Source organism: Microbulbifer sp. THAF38, assembly GCF_009363535.1.
In the GTDB taxonomy this organism is placed as follows: domain Bacteria; phylum Pseudomonadota; class Gammaproteobacteria; order Pseudomonadales; family Cellvibrionaceae; genus Microbulbifer.
The window spans coordinates 2487726-2505638 of record NZ_CP045369.1; the positions used below are offsets into that span (position 1 = coordinate 2487726).

The window sequence follows — 17913 nt, forward strand, 5'->3', positions numbered from 1 at the left end:
TAACGCGGATATAGTACAGATGAAGGGGGGAATAGGCGAATTGAAGAGGTGACAAGTACAACAGTTACCCTGCCTCTCAGGGGCAAGGAAGGTAACAAAATTGCTTTTAGCATGGTTTACCAGTAAAGCCTACCGAAAGGCAATTGTATAGATAATTTTTAATGTCATTTATGCCAAATACGAGAAAGGCAGCTAGAGAAACAACAGTAGGAAACGAAAAAATTAGCTGCTTGCCGTGTTGGAGCATTAACCTACTTACTGTAACAGTTAACCTACGCACTTAAATATCCATACACACTTCAACTCCCAAAAAATAATGAACCGCTTTCCTCAGACCTATTTAATCATTATTAAACTCAAAAAGAGCAGAAACTCAAGATAACTGGAATTATTGTACCAAATTTAATGCAGACCATTAAAACAAGTGATATTTACTTGGCCAAAATCGTACTGTAAGCTTCCCGTTAATTATTGGGGAATTTAAGCCATGGAGGGAAAACTTAATTCAATGATCTCACCTCAAGTAATCCATCACTTGAGAAAACTGAGAATTTTTTACAACCCACTTCGCACATAAATATTAAAGTCTCACTATTTTATGACACTTTTTCTTACGTGTGATTTTAGAGATGCCAAGTAGGCAGGCAAGTGAATTCACCATTTTGCCCCACAACAATACTTGGTTTAACAAGACGAACTTAAGCAGTAGATATATATGTTTCCAAAATTTGCCTTAGCAGCAGCCATTTCAGCAGCCTTTCTGGCTTTTGAAGCACAAGCAAAAACCTTCAAGTACGAAACTCTAGAACTCGATTCAGCTAACGCTGCCGTACAGTACCCTGGCCTCGACTTAAATGGGGCCAGCTATGCGACCTTAACTGTTGATCAAGCTCACTCCTCGGCTCCCGCGATTATAACCTCGTTAGAAGTGAACTTCCCCAACGCACCCAAGCTAACTGCAAGGAACTTCAACCTCCATGATGGCTTACATCAGGCAACAGTTGGCAACACCTGGGTATATCGCCAGCTCAACATCATAGTTGACGAATCAGATTTTGAAAATTCAAATGATCAAAGAATTCACTTTGGTGGCTTTGTATCCGAAGCCGACAGCTTTATTGGCACAGGGCAACCAGGAAACCTGGGGCAGCCATTATTTGATGCCTGGGGGCGCCTAGTGGATGTAACGCCAAGCAAGATAACTGATGTCAAAATGCTAACCGTCGATGGAAGCAAGCTCAGATTATCACTTAGCAATAAACTCGCTAAACACCCTAACTCTAACGATGAAAATGCAGTTGTTATTGATTCATTATGGTTTGGAAACGGGGAAGAAAAACTGTATGTTCCTATTTCCGTGCTCGGCAATAAAGCCAAATTTACTGAGCCATACAAACTCAACATATCTACAACTTCCGGTCCTGATGGGGATGAACACTTCATTCATGTTCTAGCAAGAGATGAGCATGGCAATGAATTGCCCTCCGCAGAAGTTCCCTTGCAGCATCTGCTCGAAGAAGCTTATCGTAACCATCAATAGTTTTAGCTAAGCCCTAAGACTCGAAAGTGGGAAAGGTGACCTTGCTATATTTGGCTTACAGTATTTCGGCAGGGTCACTTCCAGATTTACACTCCTTAGCAGAAAAACTTGGGAAGCAAAAAACCAGCCAAATCTATCTGATTGCCAACAGCTCAAGCTAGACAGAAAACAACCATACTAAATCTGTCGCATTTATGAGGCGACCACTACACCTAAAAACTCAATTAGGGTCAGATTAAGTGTTTCAGGCGGTTATCAGAGTGAGTTATTACATCAACTCTATTAACCGTTAAGGAGCTTTCAGCCATCTAAACCAGCGCATTCACCTCAACCTTAATCCCCACCGGATCAAAAAACACCAGCTGCCTCAGGTTACGGCCAGGGACATCCATCTGCTCGCAGGCAATGCCCATTGAATCCAATCGTTCTTTTATCGGCTGAAGATCATCCGTATGGAAAGCTACATGATCCAAGTAGGGCTTAGCAGGTTGCTTTTCAGAAACCTCGCCTTCCATCAGGTGAACGATTGGTTTGCCGTTGCTGTAGAGCCAAAAACCATTGTTTTTAAAGTTCGGTCGCTCCCCTTCGGTGAGACCAAGGATTTTTATATAAAAATCCCGTACGCGCAGTAGTTGATCTTGAGGTGCGGTGATATTGAAGTGATCCAGTTGCATAACCCTTCCCTGTGTTATTGGCTTTATAAGCTATAGGCGAAGAACATCCTGCTTCTTGGGTCGTATAAAAAAACATGAAACTGATTACGAGCCCACAGTGATGCATTCACAGCTTGCCCTAAGAGTGGAGGCTCTTTGCCTTCCCCCCTGTAACATCTGGCTCAATGTTTTGATTTAAACCCGGCAAAACATATTGCCGGGCCCGCAATAGGACTACACGACGCCGCTGCGGCGCAGTTGGTTAATTTGCTCCTCATCTTTTCCCAGTAATTCGCGCAGGACTTCTTCAGTGTGCTCCCCCAAAACCGGAGGGGCCTGTTGGTAGTCGAGGGCGGATTCGGAAAAGAGTACCGGGTTGCGTACGGTTTTAACTTTGCCGGCTTGCGGGTGATCCTGCTCCACCACCATGCCTCGCGCTTGTACCTGCGGATCGGCAAAAACCTCTTCGAGGGTATTGATCGGTCCACAGGGGACATGGGCTTCGCTGAGTTTTTCCAGCCACCAGGCGGAGTTCTGCTGACGGGTGGCGTTTTCAATTTGAGGAATCAGCTCTTCGCGGGCCATTACCCGTGAGGAGTTACTGGCATAAGCAGGATTGTCTGCAAGCTGTTCTATACCCGCGATCTTACAGAAACGCTTGAACTGGTCATCGTTACCCACGGCCAACATAAAATAGCCGTCTTGTGAGGGCACAGCCTGGTAAGGCACGATATTGGGGTGGCCTGTGCCCTGGCGCTCAGGGCTTTTGCCAGAGGTGAGATAGTTCTGGGCCTGGTTGGCAAGCCAGGACACCTGGGTATCCAGCAGGGCAAGATCGATATGCTGCCCCACTCCCGTCTGCTGGCGATGCACTACGGCGGCGAGGACCGAGGAAACCGCATACATGCCCGTCATCAGGTCGGCAACGGCCACCCCCACTTTTTGTGGGCCGGCACCTGGCTGCCCCTCAGGCACACCAGTGATGCTCATCAACCCACCCATACCCTGAATCATGGCATCGTAGCCGGCACGGTTTTTATAAGGGCCGGTTTGGCCGAAACCAGTAATAGAACAATAAATCACTCCGGGATTGATGGCCTTAATGGAATCATAATCCAGGCCGTATTTTTTCAGGCCACCTACCTTGTAGTTTTCCAAAAGAATATCGCAACGGGCAGCCATCTGTTTGATCAGGTCCTGGCCGGCTTCCGTGGTGATATCGATGGTGACCGATTTCTTGCCGCGGTTGGCACTCAGGTAATAGGCGGCATCGGCGGTGTCATTACCCTCTGCGTCTTTGAGGTAGGGAGGGCCCCAGTGGCGGGTATCATCGCCCCGCTCAGGGCGCTCCACTTTGATCACTTCGGCGCCAAAATCGGCGAAAACCTGTCCGGCCCAGGGGCCTGCGAGAATACGACTGAGATCGAGTACCTTGAGATGCGCGAGCGGTCCTGCCATAACTTCCTCGTTTCGCTAATACGGGGTGCATCCCCGATAAATTTTTGCGGCAGACTAACAGATATTGCCTGGAGACGCCCAGCTTGGAAGACCAGCGAATTGGCCTTAAACTGCGGTAGCAATAAAAATAAGGAGGCATAGCATGGCCGCTATAGAAGCCCAAAAATTTGAATCATTCCGTGACTTTTATCCTTTCTATCTGCAAGAACACAGCAACCTCACCTGTCGACGACTGCACTTTATTGGTACCAGCCTGGTGTTTGCCACTGTGATCGCCGCGATCAGCACAGGCAATATGTTATGGTTTGCCGCTACGCCTCTCACTGGCTATGGTTTTGCCTGGATCGGGCATTTCTTTTTTGAGAACAATCGCCCGGCCACTTTTAAGTATCCCTTTTATAGCTTTATCGGGGACTTTGTGATGTTTAAGGATATGCTACTGGGCCGTATTGAGCGCTGAGTCAGTCTATTTTTTATGCGCCGACAAGCCGTATTTTCGCAGCTTGTTGGCTACTGCAGTATGAGAAATACCCAGCTCCTTGGCCAGTTCCCTGGTGGAGGATCTTCCCACCAGCAATTCACTGAGCAATGATCTCTCCAGCTGCTCCATCATCTCCTTGTAGCTCAGCCCCCTGCCCCATTCTCGCCAGGGTAAACTCGTCCGCACGGTTAAATCCGGAAGATCCTCAATCGCGATAGTGCAGACTCCTCGGCGTTTGCAACCGCCCGCGGCAGCGGTCAGGTAGTCGCGCAAACCATTAAAGTTTTGCGGCCAGTCGTGCCTTCGAATCAGGTCGAGCACCCCCGCTTCCAAAGTGGGAACCTCCTTACCGTGAAACTCCTGTCGCAAAAGTGTTTCAGCAAAACGCGGCAGCGCCGGGCGCATATTGCGCAAAGGCGGTAACATCAAGGAGAGCGCACTAAAGCGCTGGGCCAGGGCCGGCACCAATGATTTGGGCTCGATACAGGTGGCTACCAAGCGAATTGAAGGGGGCAGACTGTGCAAGCGGCGGGCGAGAGTCAGCTGGGCTTCATCGTCCAACTGGTGCAGATCTTCAAGAATCAGGGTTCCGGTTGAACGCAAATGCCTGGGGAATTCCATTCTGCCGTCTTGGGGCACAAAGCGGTGGCAGTCTGCACGAGCGGCTGCGGGAGATAAATAATGTACCGCACAGGCAAAGGTCGTTTTGCCCGTTCCCGCTTCACCATAAATAAGCAATGGAGAATCCAATTCGGAAAGATCCTGCAGCTGCAGGCAACTTTCGCGGCGCAAATCAAAATCCCATAGAGCCACCGGGCGCGGGAGACCCGCAGCAAACTCACTTTTCTCTGATGGCTGCATTCGCAGCACGGCACCGGCCAAAGAGTCCACATCGCCGGTGTTATCCAGGGCGATGGGTGACCAGTCCACACGAAAATTTTGCCCTCGCACCACAACGGGGAGCCCAAAACGCGGCACCGCAAAATCTCTCAGTAACTCGGCCACTTGCATCAGGGGCAGAAAACGCTGTAACTGCAACCCCGGTACCCGGTCCAAACTGACCCCAAAGGCGCGCGCGGCGGCGACATTGGCGGCAATAACCCGGCCCGCGCGGTCCACACTGAGCACCGGGTCGGTAACATGCTGCAGCAGGGTGTCCAACTCAAAATATCTCCTCTCCAAAGGTAACAGGGAGATACGCCTGACCCTTTGGACGCCGGGAACACGATAGAGTGACTTCTCAATAGCTTGGTACTGGGCGGTGAGCATACCCGGCGCCAACAGGTAGACTTTGTCCCCGCTGTCCCCCCCCAGCTCCCCGGAGGTTACGTTAATCCGATATTCGCCGAATATCTGCATAATTTCATGCAGAATGCCGACACGATTAGCGCAGGTTATCTCGACTCTCACCGGCACACCTGTAAAGTTTTCTTTACAAAAAGTGTAAGAGGTTTGTAGCGAAGGACGCAATACTTCCCTGTTAAGACTCCCCTAATGGCGGGCCCCTGGCTAAAAATAAGGGAGACACATAACAACAAGGATTCAGCGGCAGGGCCGAAAGCCTCCGATATACCGGGGGGGTTGGCGGGCCGCAGGAGACAAAACCATGAAAAAAGAAGCAGCCAAGAAGAGCACCCAGTACGTCGCCCGTGAGCCCAATGCTGAGGGCTTTATCGAGTACACAGAGCTGGAACACCAAACCTGGCAGCGCCTAATTGAGCGCCAGCTGGACGTGTTGCCCGGCCGTGCCTGTGATGAGTATATGCATGGCCTCGAGCTGCTAGACCTGCCCCGCGATCGCATCCCACAGCTTGAGGAAATCTCCTCGGTACTGCGCCGGGAAACCGGCTGGGAAGTGGCGCGAGTACCGGCGTTAATCGGCTTTGAAACCTTTTTTGGCCTGCTCGCCGATCGCAAATTCCCGGTTGCCACCTTTATTCGCACCCCAGAGGAGTTCGATTACCTGCAGGAGCCGGATATCTTCCACGAAATTTTTGGTCACTGCGCCATGCTGACCAACCCGGCCTTCGCCAATTTTACCGAGAAATACGGCCAATTGGGCCTAAAAGCCTCCCCTGAAGAGCGCGCTTATTTGGCGAGACTCTATTGGTTCACCGTGGAGTTTGGCCTGCTCAATACCGGGGACGGCCTGCGTATTTATGGCGGCGGTATTCTTTCCTCCCCGAAGGAAACCCTCTACGCACTCAGTCATGAACCTGAGCGCTACGACTTCAGTGCCATCGACGCGCTGCGTACGCCCTATCGAATTGATATCGTGCAGCCTGTTTACTATGTGTTGAGCGACTTGCAGCAGCTGCAGGAACTCACCGAAATAGACCTGATGGCCAAGGTACGTGAGGCAATCGAACTGGGCCTTTTCGAGCCCCGCTTCCCACCGAAGAACGCCGCCTAAACCGTAACTGCCGGGTGCTGCCGCAGCACCCGGCCCTCTCTCCTGCCCACTTTTAAAATCCCAACTGAGCATCCGCCCACCCCACCCATTTGCACAAACTGCTCTCATCGACGTTGCACTTGGGGAAAATTCCACTACCGGCGCAATTCCCCTGAGCCTATCGTTACGTCAGGTGGAAAAGGAAGAGGCAAACTACCTGCCAGCCTTCCAGCCACCCAGAACATCCAACCACCGCCAGGGCAAAGCCAGTGAGGGCATGAATTTCAACGCAGGGAAACAAGGCCCTAGGTTACGGGGAGCGCTGTAGCACTATGTCCTCACTTGACGCGATTGATAGACACCTGCTCGCTATTCTGCAATCGGACGTCAGCCTTTCTATTGAGGAGCTGGCGGAGCGTGTGGGACTCACTAAAACCCCCTGCTGGCGCCGGGTGCAGAAGCTGGAGAAAAGCGGCATCATCCGCCGCAAAGTCGCCCTGCTCAATGCGGAAATTCTGGGGCTGCCGGTTTCGGTTTTCGCCCAGGTAAAAACGGATCAGCACACCCCAGAATGGGCTGAAGCCTTCTCCAAACATGTGGAGCAGCTGCCGGAAGTGGTGGACTGCTACCGCATGGCCGGGGACTACGACTACTTGCTACGGGTGGTGGTGAGCGATATTTCTGCCTACGACCGCTTTTACAAGGAATTGATCAGGCACGTAGGCATTAGCGATATTATTTCGAATTTCGCCCTGGAGCAGATCAAAAGCACCACTGAACTGCCCATCCCCACAGAGAACCCGGAGTGATAAAGGTTTAGCTGTCCGTCCATCTGTGGATAATGATGAGATCTCGCTCACTTTCAAGGATGACCTGTGGCGGACAGCTCTCTCTTCCAATCTTTCTTTCTTATTTTTAGTGGCGCCGCGATAGTCGCCACGCTGGCGCTCTTCGGCCGCCAACCCCTACTGGTTGCCTATATCGCACTAGGTGTGCTGCTGGGACCATCCGGGTTTGCGGTCATCGACAACCTGCGCCTGCTCTCCGATATGTCCAATGTGGGCATCATTTTCCTGCTGTTCCTGCTGGGGCTCGATATGCAGCCCCAAGCGCTGGTCTCGGTTCTGCGCAAGGCCACTTTTGTCGGCATTATCAGTTGCGCCATATTCCTGGGTATCGGATTTTCCATTGGCCAACTGTTTGGCTTTACCACCATGGAAAGCTGGGTGATCGGCATGGCCCTGATGTTCTCCAGTACCATTATCGGCATCAAGCTGTTACCCACTACGGTGCTACACCACAAAAAGCTGGGGGAATTGATGGTGGGCCTGTTACTGTTTCAGGATTTTGTCGCCATCGTCTGCCTGATGATTTTGCTCAGTGACAGCAGTGGGGATATGCACCTGGGGCAAGTGGCTCTGTCTTTCGGAGCCCTGCCCTTATTAGTGGCGTTTGCCTGGGTAGTAGTGAAATACCTGCTGCTGCCGCTGTTCAGCCGCTTCGATCGCTTCCATGAATATGTATTTCTGATGGCACTGGGTTGGTGTATGGGCATGGCGGAATTGGCCGAGACGCTGGGGTTGTCGCGGGAAATCGGCGCCTTTATCGCCGGTATCACGCTCGCCGCCAGCCGAATTTCGCAGTACATAGCCCTCAATCTGAAACCCCTGCGGGACTTCTTTTTGATCCTGTTTTTTTTCAGCCTGGGCGCCCAGTTCAAACTGTCGATGCTACCGGAAGTCCTGATCCCGGCACTGGTAACCGCTGCCGTGGTATTGCTGGCTAAACCGGTGGTATTCCGCTACCTGCTCGGTAGCCACAGCGAGCTCAAGATATTGGCCTGGGATATCGGCTTTCGCCTGGGGCAAATCAGTGAATTCTCCCTGCTGATCGCCCTACTCGCCTTCAGCCAGAATCTCATCGGCAGCGAAGCCTCGCACCTGATACAGGCCACCGCCATTCTGACCTTCCTGGTGTCCTCTTATATCGTGGTGATGAATTTCCCCAACCCCATCGCCACCAAGGACGAACTGCGCAGGGATTAAACCTGCGCAGGCCTGAGGAGGGATTTCACCACGGCTTTCGCCCGCTCCAGCAAATCGGGAATATCTTTGCCAAGCATCAGGTACAGGCAAGGCACCAACAACAGCGAGATAGCCGTGGCCGCGAGGATGCCGTAGCCGAGGGAAATCGCCATCGGGATCATAAAGCGCGCCTGCACCGAGGTTTCAAAAATCATCGGCATCAGGCCACAGAAAGTGGTGACCGTGGTCAGCACAATCGGGCGGAAGCGGCGCGCCGCCGCGTTCTTGATCGCCGTTTCCAGGTCGGTACCCTCGTTACGCAAGCGATTGCTGTATTCGATCATCACCAGAGTATCGTTAATAACCACCCCAGCGAGTGCTACCATGCCCAGCAGGCTAACCATGCTGAGGCCGTAACCCATACCCAGGTGGCCGAGTAATGCACCGATCACGCCGAAGGGAATGGCAATCATCACGATCAGCGGCTGTATATAACTCTTCAGCGGAATCGCCAGCAGCAGATAGAGCACCGCCATAGCCAGCATAAAAGTCATGCCCAGTGAGGCGAGCCCCTCCCTTTCATCCGCCTGACGCCCTTCATAGGAAACCCCGAGACCGGGAAATTCGGCTTTTAATTGCGGCATCACACTGAGATTGAGCTCGTTGATCACCAGGGCGGCCTGATCGCTGGGTTCCACATTGGCGGTAACCGTGGTCACCCGGCGCCCCTCGCGGCGATTGATCTTGGCATAGGCGCGCCCCTGGTCGATCTCGACAAGGTCAAGGAGCGGCAGCCACTGGCCGTTGCCGGCGCGAATCATCATATTGTGTACATCGTCCATCGTCACTCGCTCACTCTCCGGCAGGCGCACCATCACCTTCACCTGGTCACGCCCGCGCTGTTGGCGCAGCGCTTCGGCACCGTAGAGAGAAGCCCGCAGTTGACGACCGATGTCCTCGGCGGAAACGCCCAGGCTTTTGGCGGTTTCTGTGAGGGTTAAATCGAGCTGGGTTTTGCCGAGCGAAATACCCGCGTCGATATCGCTCACATTGGGGAATTTCTCCAACTCACTGGCCAGGCGCAACGCGGCCTGTTCCAGTGTGTCCGTATCGGTATGACGCAGCTCCACCGTCAAGGAGGAACCGGCGCCGGGCCCGCCGCGATCAGACGCCGTAATAGCACTGAGAGAACCGGCTATAGGCCCAACCTCTTTTCGCCACTCACGTACAAACTCCCCGGTGGAAAAGCTGCGCTGATCCGCCGCAACAAAATAGGCATCCACCTGAATCGCATCGTCCCCAATCATCCCTCGACTGCCGAGGAAAACCCGATCCCGGTCGTATTGTTCGAGCACTCTATCGGCCGCATCAATAATCTGCGCCCTGGCTTTCTCCAACTGTTGTTGAGGGGTACCGGTGGGGAAAGTCACCGCAAAACGGCCTGAATCCCGCTCCACTCGCGGCATCAGGGTAAAGCCCATGCGCCCACTGGCCGCATAGCCCCCCATCACCAGCAAAATAGCAATGGCGACGGCAATCGTGCTGTAGCGGTGCGCCACACAGAAATCCAAAAAGGGCCGGAAGCGTCGTTGTACGAAGCGATCCAAGCCGCGTGCCAGCAATTTTTGCCGGGCGGCAAACCGGCGGGCCCGCCGGCTCTTGTAACCCCGGCGGGAATGAGCCAGGTGCGCCGGTAAAATAAACAGTGCCTCGACCCAGGAAATAATAAATACCGAACCCACTACAAAAGGAATAACGCCGAAGATCTTGCCCATAAAGCCGGGCAATTCCATCAGGGGAATAAAGGCGACGATATTGGTGAGGATGGCAAAGGTGAGCGGCACCGCCACCTGGCGCGCACCGGCAATAGCGGCTTCTAAATTGCTGTAACCCTTCTGCCGCCACTCGTGAATATTTTCCCCGGCGATAATCGCATCATCCACCACTATGCCCAGGGCGATGATAAAGGCGAACATACTCACCATGCTGATAGAGATATCCAAGCCGGGCAGGAACAGCAGCGAACCGAGAAAACTGGTGGGAATTCCCAGCGTCACCCAAAATGCCAGGCGCAATTCCAGGAAGGCGCCAAGCACCACAAACACCAGCAGCAGGCCGATAAATCCGTTTTTCAACAACAGAGAGAGACGCTCTTTAAATATTTCCGAGTCGTCATCTCGAATTGTGAGAGTCACCCCCGGTGGCAGGCTGGTTCTGACCTCATCGATCACTTCCCGCGCCGCCTCACTGACACTCATGGGCGTCTGCTCACCCACGCGGTAAATTTTAATGCTGACGGCAGGCTCCCCGTTAAACACCATATTGCGCGCCTCGTCCTCGAGGGCATCGCTGATATTGGAGATATCACGCAGATAGACCGGGCCACCACCACTGCCGCGGGTTACCACCACATTGCCAAACTCGCGCGCCCAATCACGCCGCTCGGTAACCCGCACTAGGATTTCGCCGGCATTGGATTTAACACTGCCGGAGGGAATATCCACCGCCGCGTTTTTTACCACCTGGGCCACTTCCAACAGGGTGAGACCATAGCGCCGCAAATCATCGCGGCGTATCTCAACGGCCACTTCCAGATCGCGAACGCCCTGGGCTTCCAGCTGGGTAATACCGCTGTGCGCCTCCAGCTTGTCGTAAACCTGCATGGCCAGGGCGCGCAAACTGCGATCGTCCAGATTACCGTGCAGAACAAGATCCAGTACATCGCGCTTGCGCTCGGCCAGACTTACCTGCGGACGTTCGATATCACCGGGGAAGGTGGTCACTGAATCGATGGCTTGCTGAATGTTTTGAAAGACCAGATTGGCATCCGCATCGCCCTCCAACTCCAGAATCAGGGAAGCGCTGCCCTCATTGGCCGCACCACGCATTTCCTTGATACCCACAATGCCCTGAACTGCCTGCTCGGCAGCCACCAGCACGCCGCGTTCCACCTCTTCCGGACTGGCGCCAGGATAGGAGATGGAAACGGTCACCATATCCAAGCTGAATTCCGGAAAGACCTCTTTCTTCACCACCAGGGAAAAAATGAGTCCGCCCACAATCAGGACCAGCATCAACAGGTTGGCGGTTACATGGTTGCGTGCCATCCAGGCAATAGCACCTCTGCGGGTATCTATGCCCTCATCAGCTCTTTTGCGCTCAGTCATTGGCACCCCCAGCTTGCTGGGGTTGGAGTCCAGGCATTGCACCCTCATTTGCTGAGGCAGCGGCATCGGCGGGCAGGCTTTTACCCGGGCGGGGCTCCCCGGCAATCCTTACCGGCATGCCTTCGGTGACGGTGATCAGGCGAGTCGTTACCAAGGTTTCCCCACCGCTAAGGCCCCTGTCGAGCACAGCGAAGTCGCCGCTGGTATAAGCCACTTCAACAGGCTGAATACTGGTGCGGTTGTCACGTACTACCCAAACCTGATTGTCATCCTGCAAGGCGGTGAGCGGAATCCGCACCAGCGCCTCTTTACCCTGGGAGACGATTTCCACCCGCGCCAGATCATTGAGTAAAAGCTGCGGCTGAGAAGGGTCCATCACGGAGAGAGGATCCTCCAGCTCGACCAGCACCCGTGCCAGGCGCCCCTGCTCCTCCAATACCGGAATCACCCGCACAAACTCACCCCGGCGGTAACTACCGGCGGGCCACTGGCTGCCGTATATGCGCACTTCCACGTCAGCGCTGTTTAATCGGTGTAACTGACTAGCGGGAACCTCAACGGCTATCTGGAAGCGGCTGGCGCTGGCCAAACTGTAGAGATTGACGCCGGGGGAGACACGATCCCCCACATCTACATTGCGCTCCACTACGAGAGCATCAAAGGGGGCTCGCACTTCTGTGAGACGCAGATTGCGCTGTGCCAAAGCCACCTCGGCTTCTGCCGCCTGCACCGCGGCCTCGGCCGCTGCCTTTTGGGGTTCACGTAACACCAGTGCGCGGTCGGCATCGCCCAGGGCAGTTCCGAGCAGCTCGTACTCTTCCCGGGCCACCTGCTGTTGGCCCAACTCCTGCTGCAATTCCGCACGGCGCCCAGCCAGGGTGCTCTCGGCAGACTTCAGAGCCAATTGGTAGGGTTCGGAATCTATCCGTAACAACACCTTGCCCTTGGGCAAAACTGCACCGGGCCCCAGGTCGTAGTCGAGCCACTCCACCTGCCCATCGACCAGGGGCTCTACCTCTGCCAATTCACGCGCGGTCACTTTCCCCAGAGCACTCAGGGTAATGGGGAAGCTTCCCTGTTCCGCAACGGCTACATCTACAGCTGGCGGTGGTACCTTGCGCTCTCCACGGGAGACTGTGGGCTTCTCCCGCATCATCCAGGCGGCAATCACAACGGCCAAAGCCAACAGGGCTACTGGTATGAGCAAGCGCGGATTGAACTTCTTCAACATCAACTATTTCCCTCCAGGTACAGCTCCAGGTCTGCGGGCTCCGGTGCAGGCAGATCTTCCAGGGGCAACCCCCCGGAAAGTGCGCGATATAAAGTGACTCGGTTTTGCAGCAGCTGACGCTCGGCTGATAACACCTCACGAGCCAGGCTCTGCTGTTCGGTGGTGGCCGTCAGCAGATTGAGAAAATCGACGGCGCCGCGGGTATAGGCCCGGTTGCGCCGCTGGACGATCAAGTCGGACAAACGTTCCCGCTCACGCAGGTGTTCAAGCTCCTGACTCAAGGCGCGTTCACGGATCAGGGCCTGCTCAACTTCTGACAGCGCCTGATTCACCGTTTCGCGATACATCGCCCAGCGCTCCTGCAGGGCCGCATCCTGCTGTTGCCGTGCCGAACTGAGGGCGCCGCCATCGAAGATCACCCCTTCCAGGGAAGCGGCGATAGCGAGCAGCCAATTCTCGGTAATATCGCTGATCAGACTGGTACCGTTACTCGCCACTGCGGAGAGACTCAGTATCGGCAAGCGATCCGCCCAAGCTTGATCGGCCAGGTGGTAGTCCTGCACCAACTTGCGCTGAGCTTCCCGCACATCTGGGCGCCGCAGCAACAGTTGTGAGGGAATGCCGGTATCAGGCAGGGCTGGCAGAATGGGTAGACTCGCAACTTTGTGAATATATCCATCCAGCTGGCCTGGGTTGATACCCAGCAAGGTGGCCAGCTGCATCTCGAGTATTTCAATATCTGCGCCGGCTTGTTCCAGCTCCTGTTCAGAGCGCTGTACCAGCTGGCGCTGCTGCAGCACATCGGCAGCAACGCTGACACCGCGAGCAAAGCGCGATTCCAGTACCTGCAGAGATTTGCGGTTGGTTTCCAGCTGCTCCTGCAGCAAGTCGCGCTGGCCCCACTGTTCACGCAACTGCAACCAGGTTGAAGACACCTCCGCGGCGAGGCTCAGGGAGGCAGTCTGCAGATTCTGTTGCTGGGCCTGAAGCCCCGCCTCGGCCGCACTGGCTCCGGCGCGCACGCGCCCCCAGAGATCCAGTTCATAACTGGCGGCAATCCGAGTGCTCCAGCTATTGCCCTCATTGGAAGGGTCGGTGAATTCCCCGGAAGAGTATCGCTGCTCGGTATTTTCAATCTGGGCCGTCAATCTAGGCCACAGACCCGAGCGCGCCCCGCGGGCTACTGCTGAGGCCTGGCGTAAACGCCAGTAACTGGCCTGCAGATCCGGATTGTCCTGCAGGGCCAGCTCAACCAGCTGGTCGAGCTGGGGGTCTTCAAACCCACGCCACCAGCGGATATCGGCTGCCACTGCGCCCGAGTCACTAAATGCCTGCGGCAGGGACAAAATATCCTGCGGCTCGGCAGTCTCGATCGGCTGAGAGGAACAGCTGGCCAGCAGTGGAACACAAATTGCCAAAACACGGTAAAAGCCCAAGGAAAATCACCGGAAAAGTATTTAAAAACAGGAAAAACAGAGAATTATTGCGCCCATTATCTTCCGACAAAAATAGCTCGCAAGGCGTTTTACCCTTGTTTACACAGACACACTCCTAATAGCCTAAATTTTGCTGTCGATAGGAGTGCCCCGGCGCGGCTACTTAGGTATGATGCGCCACAATAAACTGAATGGTCACCGGGATTTGTCGCGGGGCAATTGCCAATGCTCCAGTCAGAATCCGTCAGCTTTTTGCCGGACTGGCGACAAACTTTGGTGCCGATTAATAACGGAAGAAGTAGAAGAGACTAGCCATGAGTAAACATCAGCCACTCGCCCACTGGGACGATATCCTGCTGCTGGATCAGCAGTTGACCGACGAAGAGCGCATGGTGCGCGATGCCGCGCGCGAATACTGCCAGAACAAGCTGATGCCGAGGGTCCTGGAGGCCAACCGCCACGAGATCTTCGACCGTGAAATCATGAGCGAAATGGGTGAGCTGGGCCTGCTGGGTTCCACCATCGAAGGCTATGGCTGTGCCGGTCTCAACTACGTTTCCTACGGTCTGGTGGCGCGTGAAGTTGAGCGCGTTGACTCCGGCTACCGCTCCGCCATGAGCGTGCAATCCAGCCTGGTGATGCACCCCATCTACGCCTACGGCAGCGAAGAGCAGAAGCAGAAATACCTTCCCAAGCTGGCCAGCGGTGAGTGGGTTGGCTGTTTCGGCCTGACCGAGCCGGATGCAGGCTCTGATCCTGGCGGTATGAAAACCCGCGCCAAGAAAGTGGACGGCGGCTACCGCATCAGCGGCGCCAAAATGTGGATTACCAACAGCCCCATCGCCGATGTCTTCGTGGTTTGGGCCAAAGACGATGACGACATCATTCGCGGCTTCATACTCGAGAAAGGTATGGAAGGCCTGACCGCACCGAAGATCGAGGGCAAGTTCTCCCTGCGTGCCTCCATCACCGGTGAGATCGTGATGGACAATGTCTTCGTTCCCGAAGAGAACAAGTTCCCGGAAATCGGCGGACTGCGCGGCCCATTCGGCTGCTTGAACCGCGCCCGCTACGGCATTTCCTGGGGCGCCATGGGTGCCGGTGAATTCTGCTGGCACGCGGCCCGCCAGTACGGCCTGGACCGCAAACAGTTCAACCGCCCACTGGCACAAACCCAGCTGTTCCAGAAGAAGCTGGCCGATATGCAAACCGAAATTACCCTGGGTCTGCAGGCCTCCCTGCGCGTTGGCCGCATCATGGATGAGAACAAGCAGTTCGACCCCACCATGATCTCCCTGGTGAAGCGCAACAACTGCGGCAAGGCCCTGGATATCGCCCGCGTTTCCCGCGATATGCACGGCGGCAACGGCATCTCCGACGAGTTCCACGTGATTCGCCACGTGATGAACCTGGAAGCGGTAAATACCTACGAGGGCACCCATGACGTACACGCCCTGATCTTGGGCCGCGCCCAAACCGGCCTGCAGGCGTTCGTTTAACGCCTCATCGGGCGCTACTCGCGGCAACACCCGCGGGTATGCGCCCTGCCCTATTAAACCGGCGGCTTTCCCTGAGCTCCCTAAAATTTTATTGCAAGACGTTACCCTTTGGCTTGCGCCTTTATCTCCTGCACATTGATCACGCAAAAGGCAATGCCTGCGAAAACCAACAGGGATGCCCACCACTCGATAGTATCCATCGACTCACCTAAAAGTACCCAGGAGCCTATCAAGCCAAATACCGGAACCAGTAGCCCAAAGGGTGCAACAAAAGCAGCTGAATAACGTCGAATCAAATCGCCCCACCACATAAATCCAAGCAGAGTGATAAACAAACACTGATATAGAACCGCGCCCCATGCCAAAGGTGAAGCTTCAAGTAAAACCTTAAGCGGTCTTTGCGTTTCCATAAAATAAGATAATACGAATAGCGGGATTGGCGGCACCAGTGATGCCCAAATCATCAGATGCAGCAGGTTTACCCCCTTCATACTTTTCAGCAACATGTTCCCAATAGCCCAGGCCATTCCCGAAGCAATCAGAAGCACGAGCCCCATTGTGGTTGTCGCTCCATTTTCATCGGCGTGTAGAAAAAATATCGTGAAACCCACAGCGGCAACCAACAACCCTAACAACTGCTGCCGGCTAATTTTATCCCCAAAAAAATAAACGCTAAAAAGCAGGGTAAAAAGTACCTGTGACTGCGCCAACAAACTGGCAACCCCAGATTGTGCATCGCTACGCAGAGCAAAATAAACCAAACCGGTATTGAGGAACTGAAGAAAAATTCCCGTCAAAAACACATTCATCACAGAGGTTTTCGGAAACGGGAAAAAAATGATAAGTGGCACACCCACCAATGAAAACCTCAGGGCGGTCAGCAACAATGGAGGGATATCATTGATCGCAAATTTAACAATTGGGTAAGCCATGCCAATGATAAATACACAAGCTAGCGCTTTTAGGATGCTATAAATTGGCATAGTGGATACTTGGCTTCAGATATTTATCACTCACTGTTTCTGTCCCAGCCCCCATCAACCTCCAGGGTTTTACCCCTTGGATGTGGCAGCATTCAATAACACCTGTCGGCAGGGTCAATTTTCCATCAAATCCCTTAAAATCCTTTTTTTTACTTTTTACGGCGCGTATAAGATTCGCTGGGCAAACCTGCCATGGTTAATCAGACAAAAGCTGGCTCCATGCTCTGCCAAGCTCACAGAGTGCTAAAGGGACTCTCTCCTGTGGCCAGCAGCCATAAATAGGCTGCCAATTGCACCGCCTCACACTTCTTACTGGCGGCCAAGTAGCCGACTCCCTTTGCGTAAATAGAAGTGCTATTCTCCCCTGCCCGCCAATCTCTGGATGTAACAATGATATGGATGAGCTGCTGCATTGGTTCGACTTGATCGGTATTGCAGTCTTTGCCTTTAGTGGTGTACTCGCTGCAGGCCACAAGCAGATGGATTTGTTTGGCGCAGTAGTGCTCGCCTGTGTCACCTCCACGGGAGGGGGAACCATTCGGGACATCATCCTCAATATTCCCGTGTTTTGGCTGCAAGACACCTACTATTTGTGGATCGCTGTCACCACCGGTGTAGTCAGTTTTTACCTGATACGCTATTTACAAGTGCCCATGCGCCTACTGATGATAGCGGACGCCATTGGCCTCGCAGTATTTGTCGTGATCGGCACACAGAAGGGTTTAGAGCTGGGTTACTCCGCCACTATTGCCATCGTAATGGGAATGATGACCGGTACTTTCGGCGGTGTAATTCGCGATGTTCTCTCCGGGGATATTCCACTGCTTCTGCGCCGAGAGATCTATGCCACTGCGGCCCTCACCGGCGCCGCCGTACTGGTTGCCCTCGATGCCAGTGGCAAATTGCCGGGGGACTTGGTGGTGGCTATAGCCGTGCTGGTTACCTTGGCAATCCGCCTGGCAGCTCTGAAGTGGAACCTCTCCGCACCCATTGCGCGATTCGGTAACCATTGAGCGGCACAGCCCACAGAACCTAGAACTTTTTTTGCC

The 17913-nt window shown here is 54.1% G+C and carries 14 protein-coding genes; 7 read left to right on the forward strand and 7 right to left on the reverse strand.

What is annotated here, in order from left to right; genetic code table 11:
• The first annotated feature begins 715 nt into the window (after positions 1-715).
• Complete coding sequence (locus tag FIU95_RS10530; RefSeq protein WP_152453729.1) at positions 716-1540, forward strand: hypothetical protein; 825 nt, start codon at positions 716-718, stop codon at positions 1538-1540.
• A 308-nt stretch (positions 1541-1848) separates the two neighbouring features.
• Here FIU95_RS10530 and FIU95_RS10535 read toward each other — a convergent pair whose 3' ends face one another.
• Positions 1849-2214 carry a VOC family protein gene (locus FIU95_RS10535; RefSeq protein WP_152453730.1) on the reverse strand — a complete coding sequence of 122 codons (366 nt, stop codon included), beginning with the start codon at positions 2212-2214 and terminating at the stop codon, positions 1849-1851.
• Positions 2215-2427: 213 nt separating this feature from the next.
• Positions 2428-3651, reverse strand: a complete 1224-nt coding sequence (locus tag FIU95_RS10540; protein ID WP_152453731.1) for a CaiB/BaiF CoA-transferase family protein — start codon at positions 3649-3651, stop codon at positions 2428-2430.
• Positions 3652-3793: 142 nt separating this feature from the next.
• Here FIU95_RS10540 and FIU95_RS10545 point away from each other — a divergent pair, with 142 nt between their 5' ends.
• Positions 3794-4111 (forward strand): DUF962 domain-containing protein, encoded by a 318-nt coding sequence (locus FIU95_RS10545; RefSeq protein WP_152453732.1) that lies wholly within the window; start codon positions 3794-3796, stop codon positions 4109-4111.
• 6 nt (positions 4112-4117) lie between these two features.
• On the opposite strand, the gene FIU95_RS10550 is transcribed toward FIU95_RS10545, so the two are convergent.
• Positions 4118-5542: a TyrR/PhhR family helix-turn-helix DNA-binding protein gene (locus FIU95_RS10550; protein WP_152453733.1), complete on the reverse strand. Its 1425-nt coding sequence runs from the start codon at positions 5540-5542 to the stop codon at positions 4118-4120.
• A 196-nt stretch (positions 5543-5738) separates the two neighbouring features.
• On the opposite strand from FIU95_RS10550, the gene phhA reads away from it, so the two are divergent.
• The 3 genes from phhA (at position 5739) to FIU95_RS10565 (ending at position 8569) form a co-directional block, all read left to right on the forward strand.
• Positions 5739-6545 carry a phenylalanine 4-monooxygenase gene (phhA, locus tag FIU95_RS10555; protein ID WP_152453734.1) on the forward strand — a complete coding sequence of 269 codons (807 nt, stop codon included), beginning with the start codon at positions 5739-5741 and terminating at the stop codon, positions 6543-6545.
• A 311-nt stretch (positions 6546-6856) separates the two neighbouring features.
• Entirely contained in the window at positions 6857-7333 is a 477-nt protein-coding gene (locus FIU95_RS10560; RefSeq protein ID WP_152453735.1) for an Lrp/AsnC family transcriptional regulator, read from the forward strand.
• Between the two features lie 66 nt (positions 7334-7399).
• Positions 7400-8569, forward strand: a complete 1170-nt coding sequence (locus FIU95_RS10565) for a cation:proton antiporter (RefSeq protein WP_152453736.1) — start codon at positions 7400-7402, stop codon at positions 8567-8569.
• Here the strand turns inward: FIU95_RS10565 and FIU95_RS10570 are convergent.
• From FIU95_RS10570 to FIU95_RS10580, 3 genes are read right to left on the reverse strand one after another with little or no spacing between them, the layout of a single operon-like run.
• Complete coding sequence (locus FIU95_RS10570) at positions 8566-11715, reverse strand: efflux RND transporter permease subunit (RefSeq protein ID WP_152453737.1); 3150 nt, start codon at positions 11713-11715, stop codon at positions 8566-8568. The genes FIU95_RS10565 and FIU95_RS10570 overlap by 4 nt on opposite strands.
• Positions 11708-12946 (reverse strand): efflux RND transporter periplasmic adaptor subunit, encoded by a 1239-nt coding sequence (locus FIU95_RS10575; protein ID WP_152453738.1) that lies wholly within the window; start codon positions 12944-12946, stop codon positions 11708-11710. The genes FIU95_RS10570 and FIU95_RS10575 overlap by 8 nt, the downstream gene beginning before the upstream one ends.
• The gene (locus tag FIU95_RS10580) at positions 12946-14382 is read right to left on the reverse strand and encodes an efflux transporter outer membrane subunit (protein ID WP_152453739.1); all 1437 of its coding nucleotides are present in this window, start codon (positions 14380-14382) and stop codon (positions 12946-12948) included. Before FIU95_RS10580 ends, FIU95_RS10575 begins: the two co-directional genes overlap by 1 nt.
• Positions 14383-14696: 314 nt before the next feature.
• Between FIU95_RS10580 and FIU95_RS10585 the strand changes: the two genes are divergently transcribed.
• Positions 14697-15881: an acyl-CoA dehydrogenase gene (locus tag FIU95_RS10585; RefSeq protein ID WP_152453740.1), complete on the forward strand. Its 1185-nt coding sequence runs from the start codon at positions 14697-14699 to the stop codon at positions 15879-15881.
• 101 nt (positions 15882-15982) lie between these two features.
• Here the strand turns inward: FIU95_RS10585 and FIU95_RS10590 are convergent, their stop codons facing one another.
• Positions 15983-16864, reverse strand: a complete 882-nt coding sequence (locus tag FIU95_RS10590; RefSeq protein WP_152453741.1) for a DMT family transporter — start codon at positions 16862-16864, stop codon at positions 15983-15985.
• 395 nt (positions 16865-17259) lie between these two features.
• On the opposite strand from FIU95_RS10590, the gene FIU95_RS10595 reads away from it, so the two are divergent.
• Complete coding sequence (locus FIU95_RS10595) at positions 17260-17877, forward strand: trimeric intracellular cation channel family protein (RefSeq protein ID WP_152453742.1); 618 nt, start codon at positions 17260-17262, stop codon at positions 17875-17877.
• The last annotated feature ends 36 nt before the right edge of the window (positions 17878-17913 follow it).

Coding starts and splice junctions, on each gene's coding strand:
- FIU95_RS10590 (WP_152453741.1), bottom strand. CDS start 16,864: ATGCCAATTTATAGCATCCTAAAAGCGCTAGCTTGTGTATTTATCATT.
- phhA (WP_152453734.1), top strand. CDS start 5,739: ATGAAAAAAGAAGCAGCCAAGAAGAGCACCCAGTACGTCGCCCGTGAG.
- FIU95_RS10575 (WP_152453738.1), bottom strand. CDS start 12,946: ATGTTGAAGAAGTTCAATCCGCGCTTGCTCATACCAGTAGCCCTGTTG.
- FIU95_RS10535 (WP_152453730.1), bottom strand. CDS start 2,214: ATGCAACTGGATCACTTCAATATCACCGCACCTCAAGATCAACTACTG.
- FIU95_RS10545 (WP_152453732.1), top strand. CDS start 3,794: ATGGCCGCTATAGAAGCCCAAAAATTTGAATCATTCCGTGACTTTTAT.
- FIU95_RS10585 (WP_152453740.1), top strand. CDS start 14,697: ATGAGTAAACATCAGCCACTCGCCCACTGGGACGATATCCTGCTGCTG.
- FIU95_RS10530 (WP_152453729.1), top strand. CDS start 716: ATGTTTCCAAAATTTGCCTTAGCAGCAGCCATTTCAGCAGCCTTTCTG.
- FIU95_RS10560 (WP_152453735.1), top strand. CDS start 6,857: ATGTCCTCACTTGACGCGATTGATAGACACCTGCTCGCTATTCTGCAA.
- FIU95_RS10540 (WP_152453731.1), bottom strand. CDS start 3,651: ATGGCAGGACCGCTCGCGCATCTCAAGGTACTCGATCTCAGTCGTATT.
- FIU95_RS10595 (WP_152453742.1), top strand. CDS start 17,260: ATGGATGAGCTGCTGCATTGGTTCGACTTGATCGGTATTGCAGTCTTT.
- FIU95_RS10570 (WP_152453737.1), bottom strand. CDS start 11,715: ATGACTGAGCGCAAAAGAGCTGATGAGGGCATAGATACCCGCAGAGGT.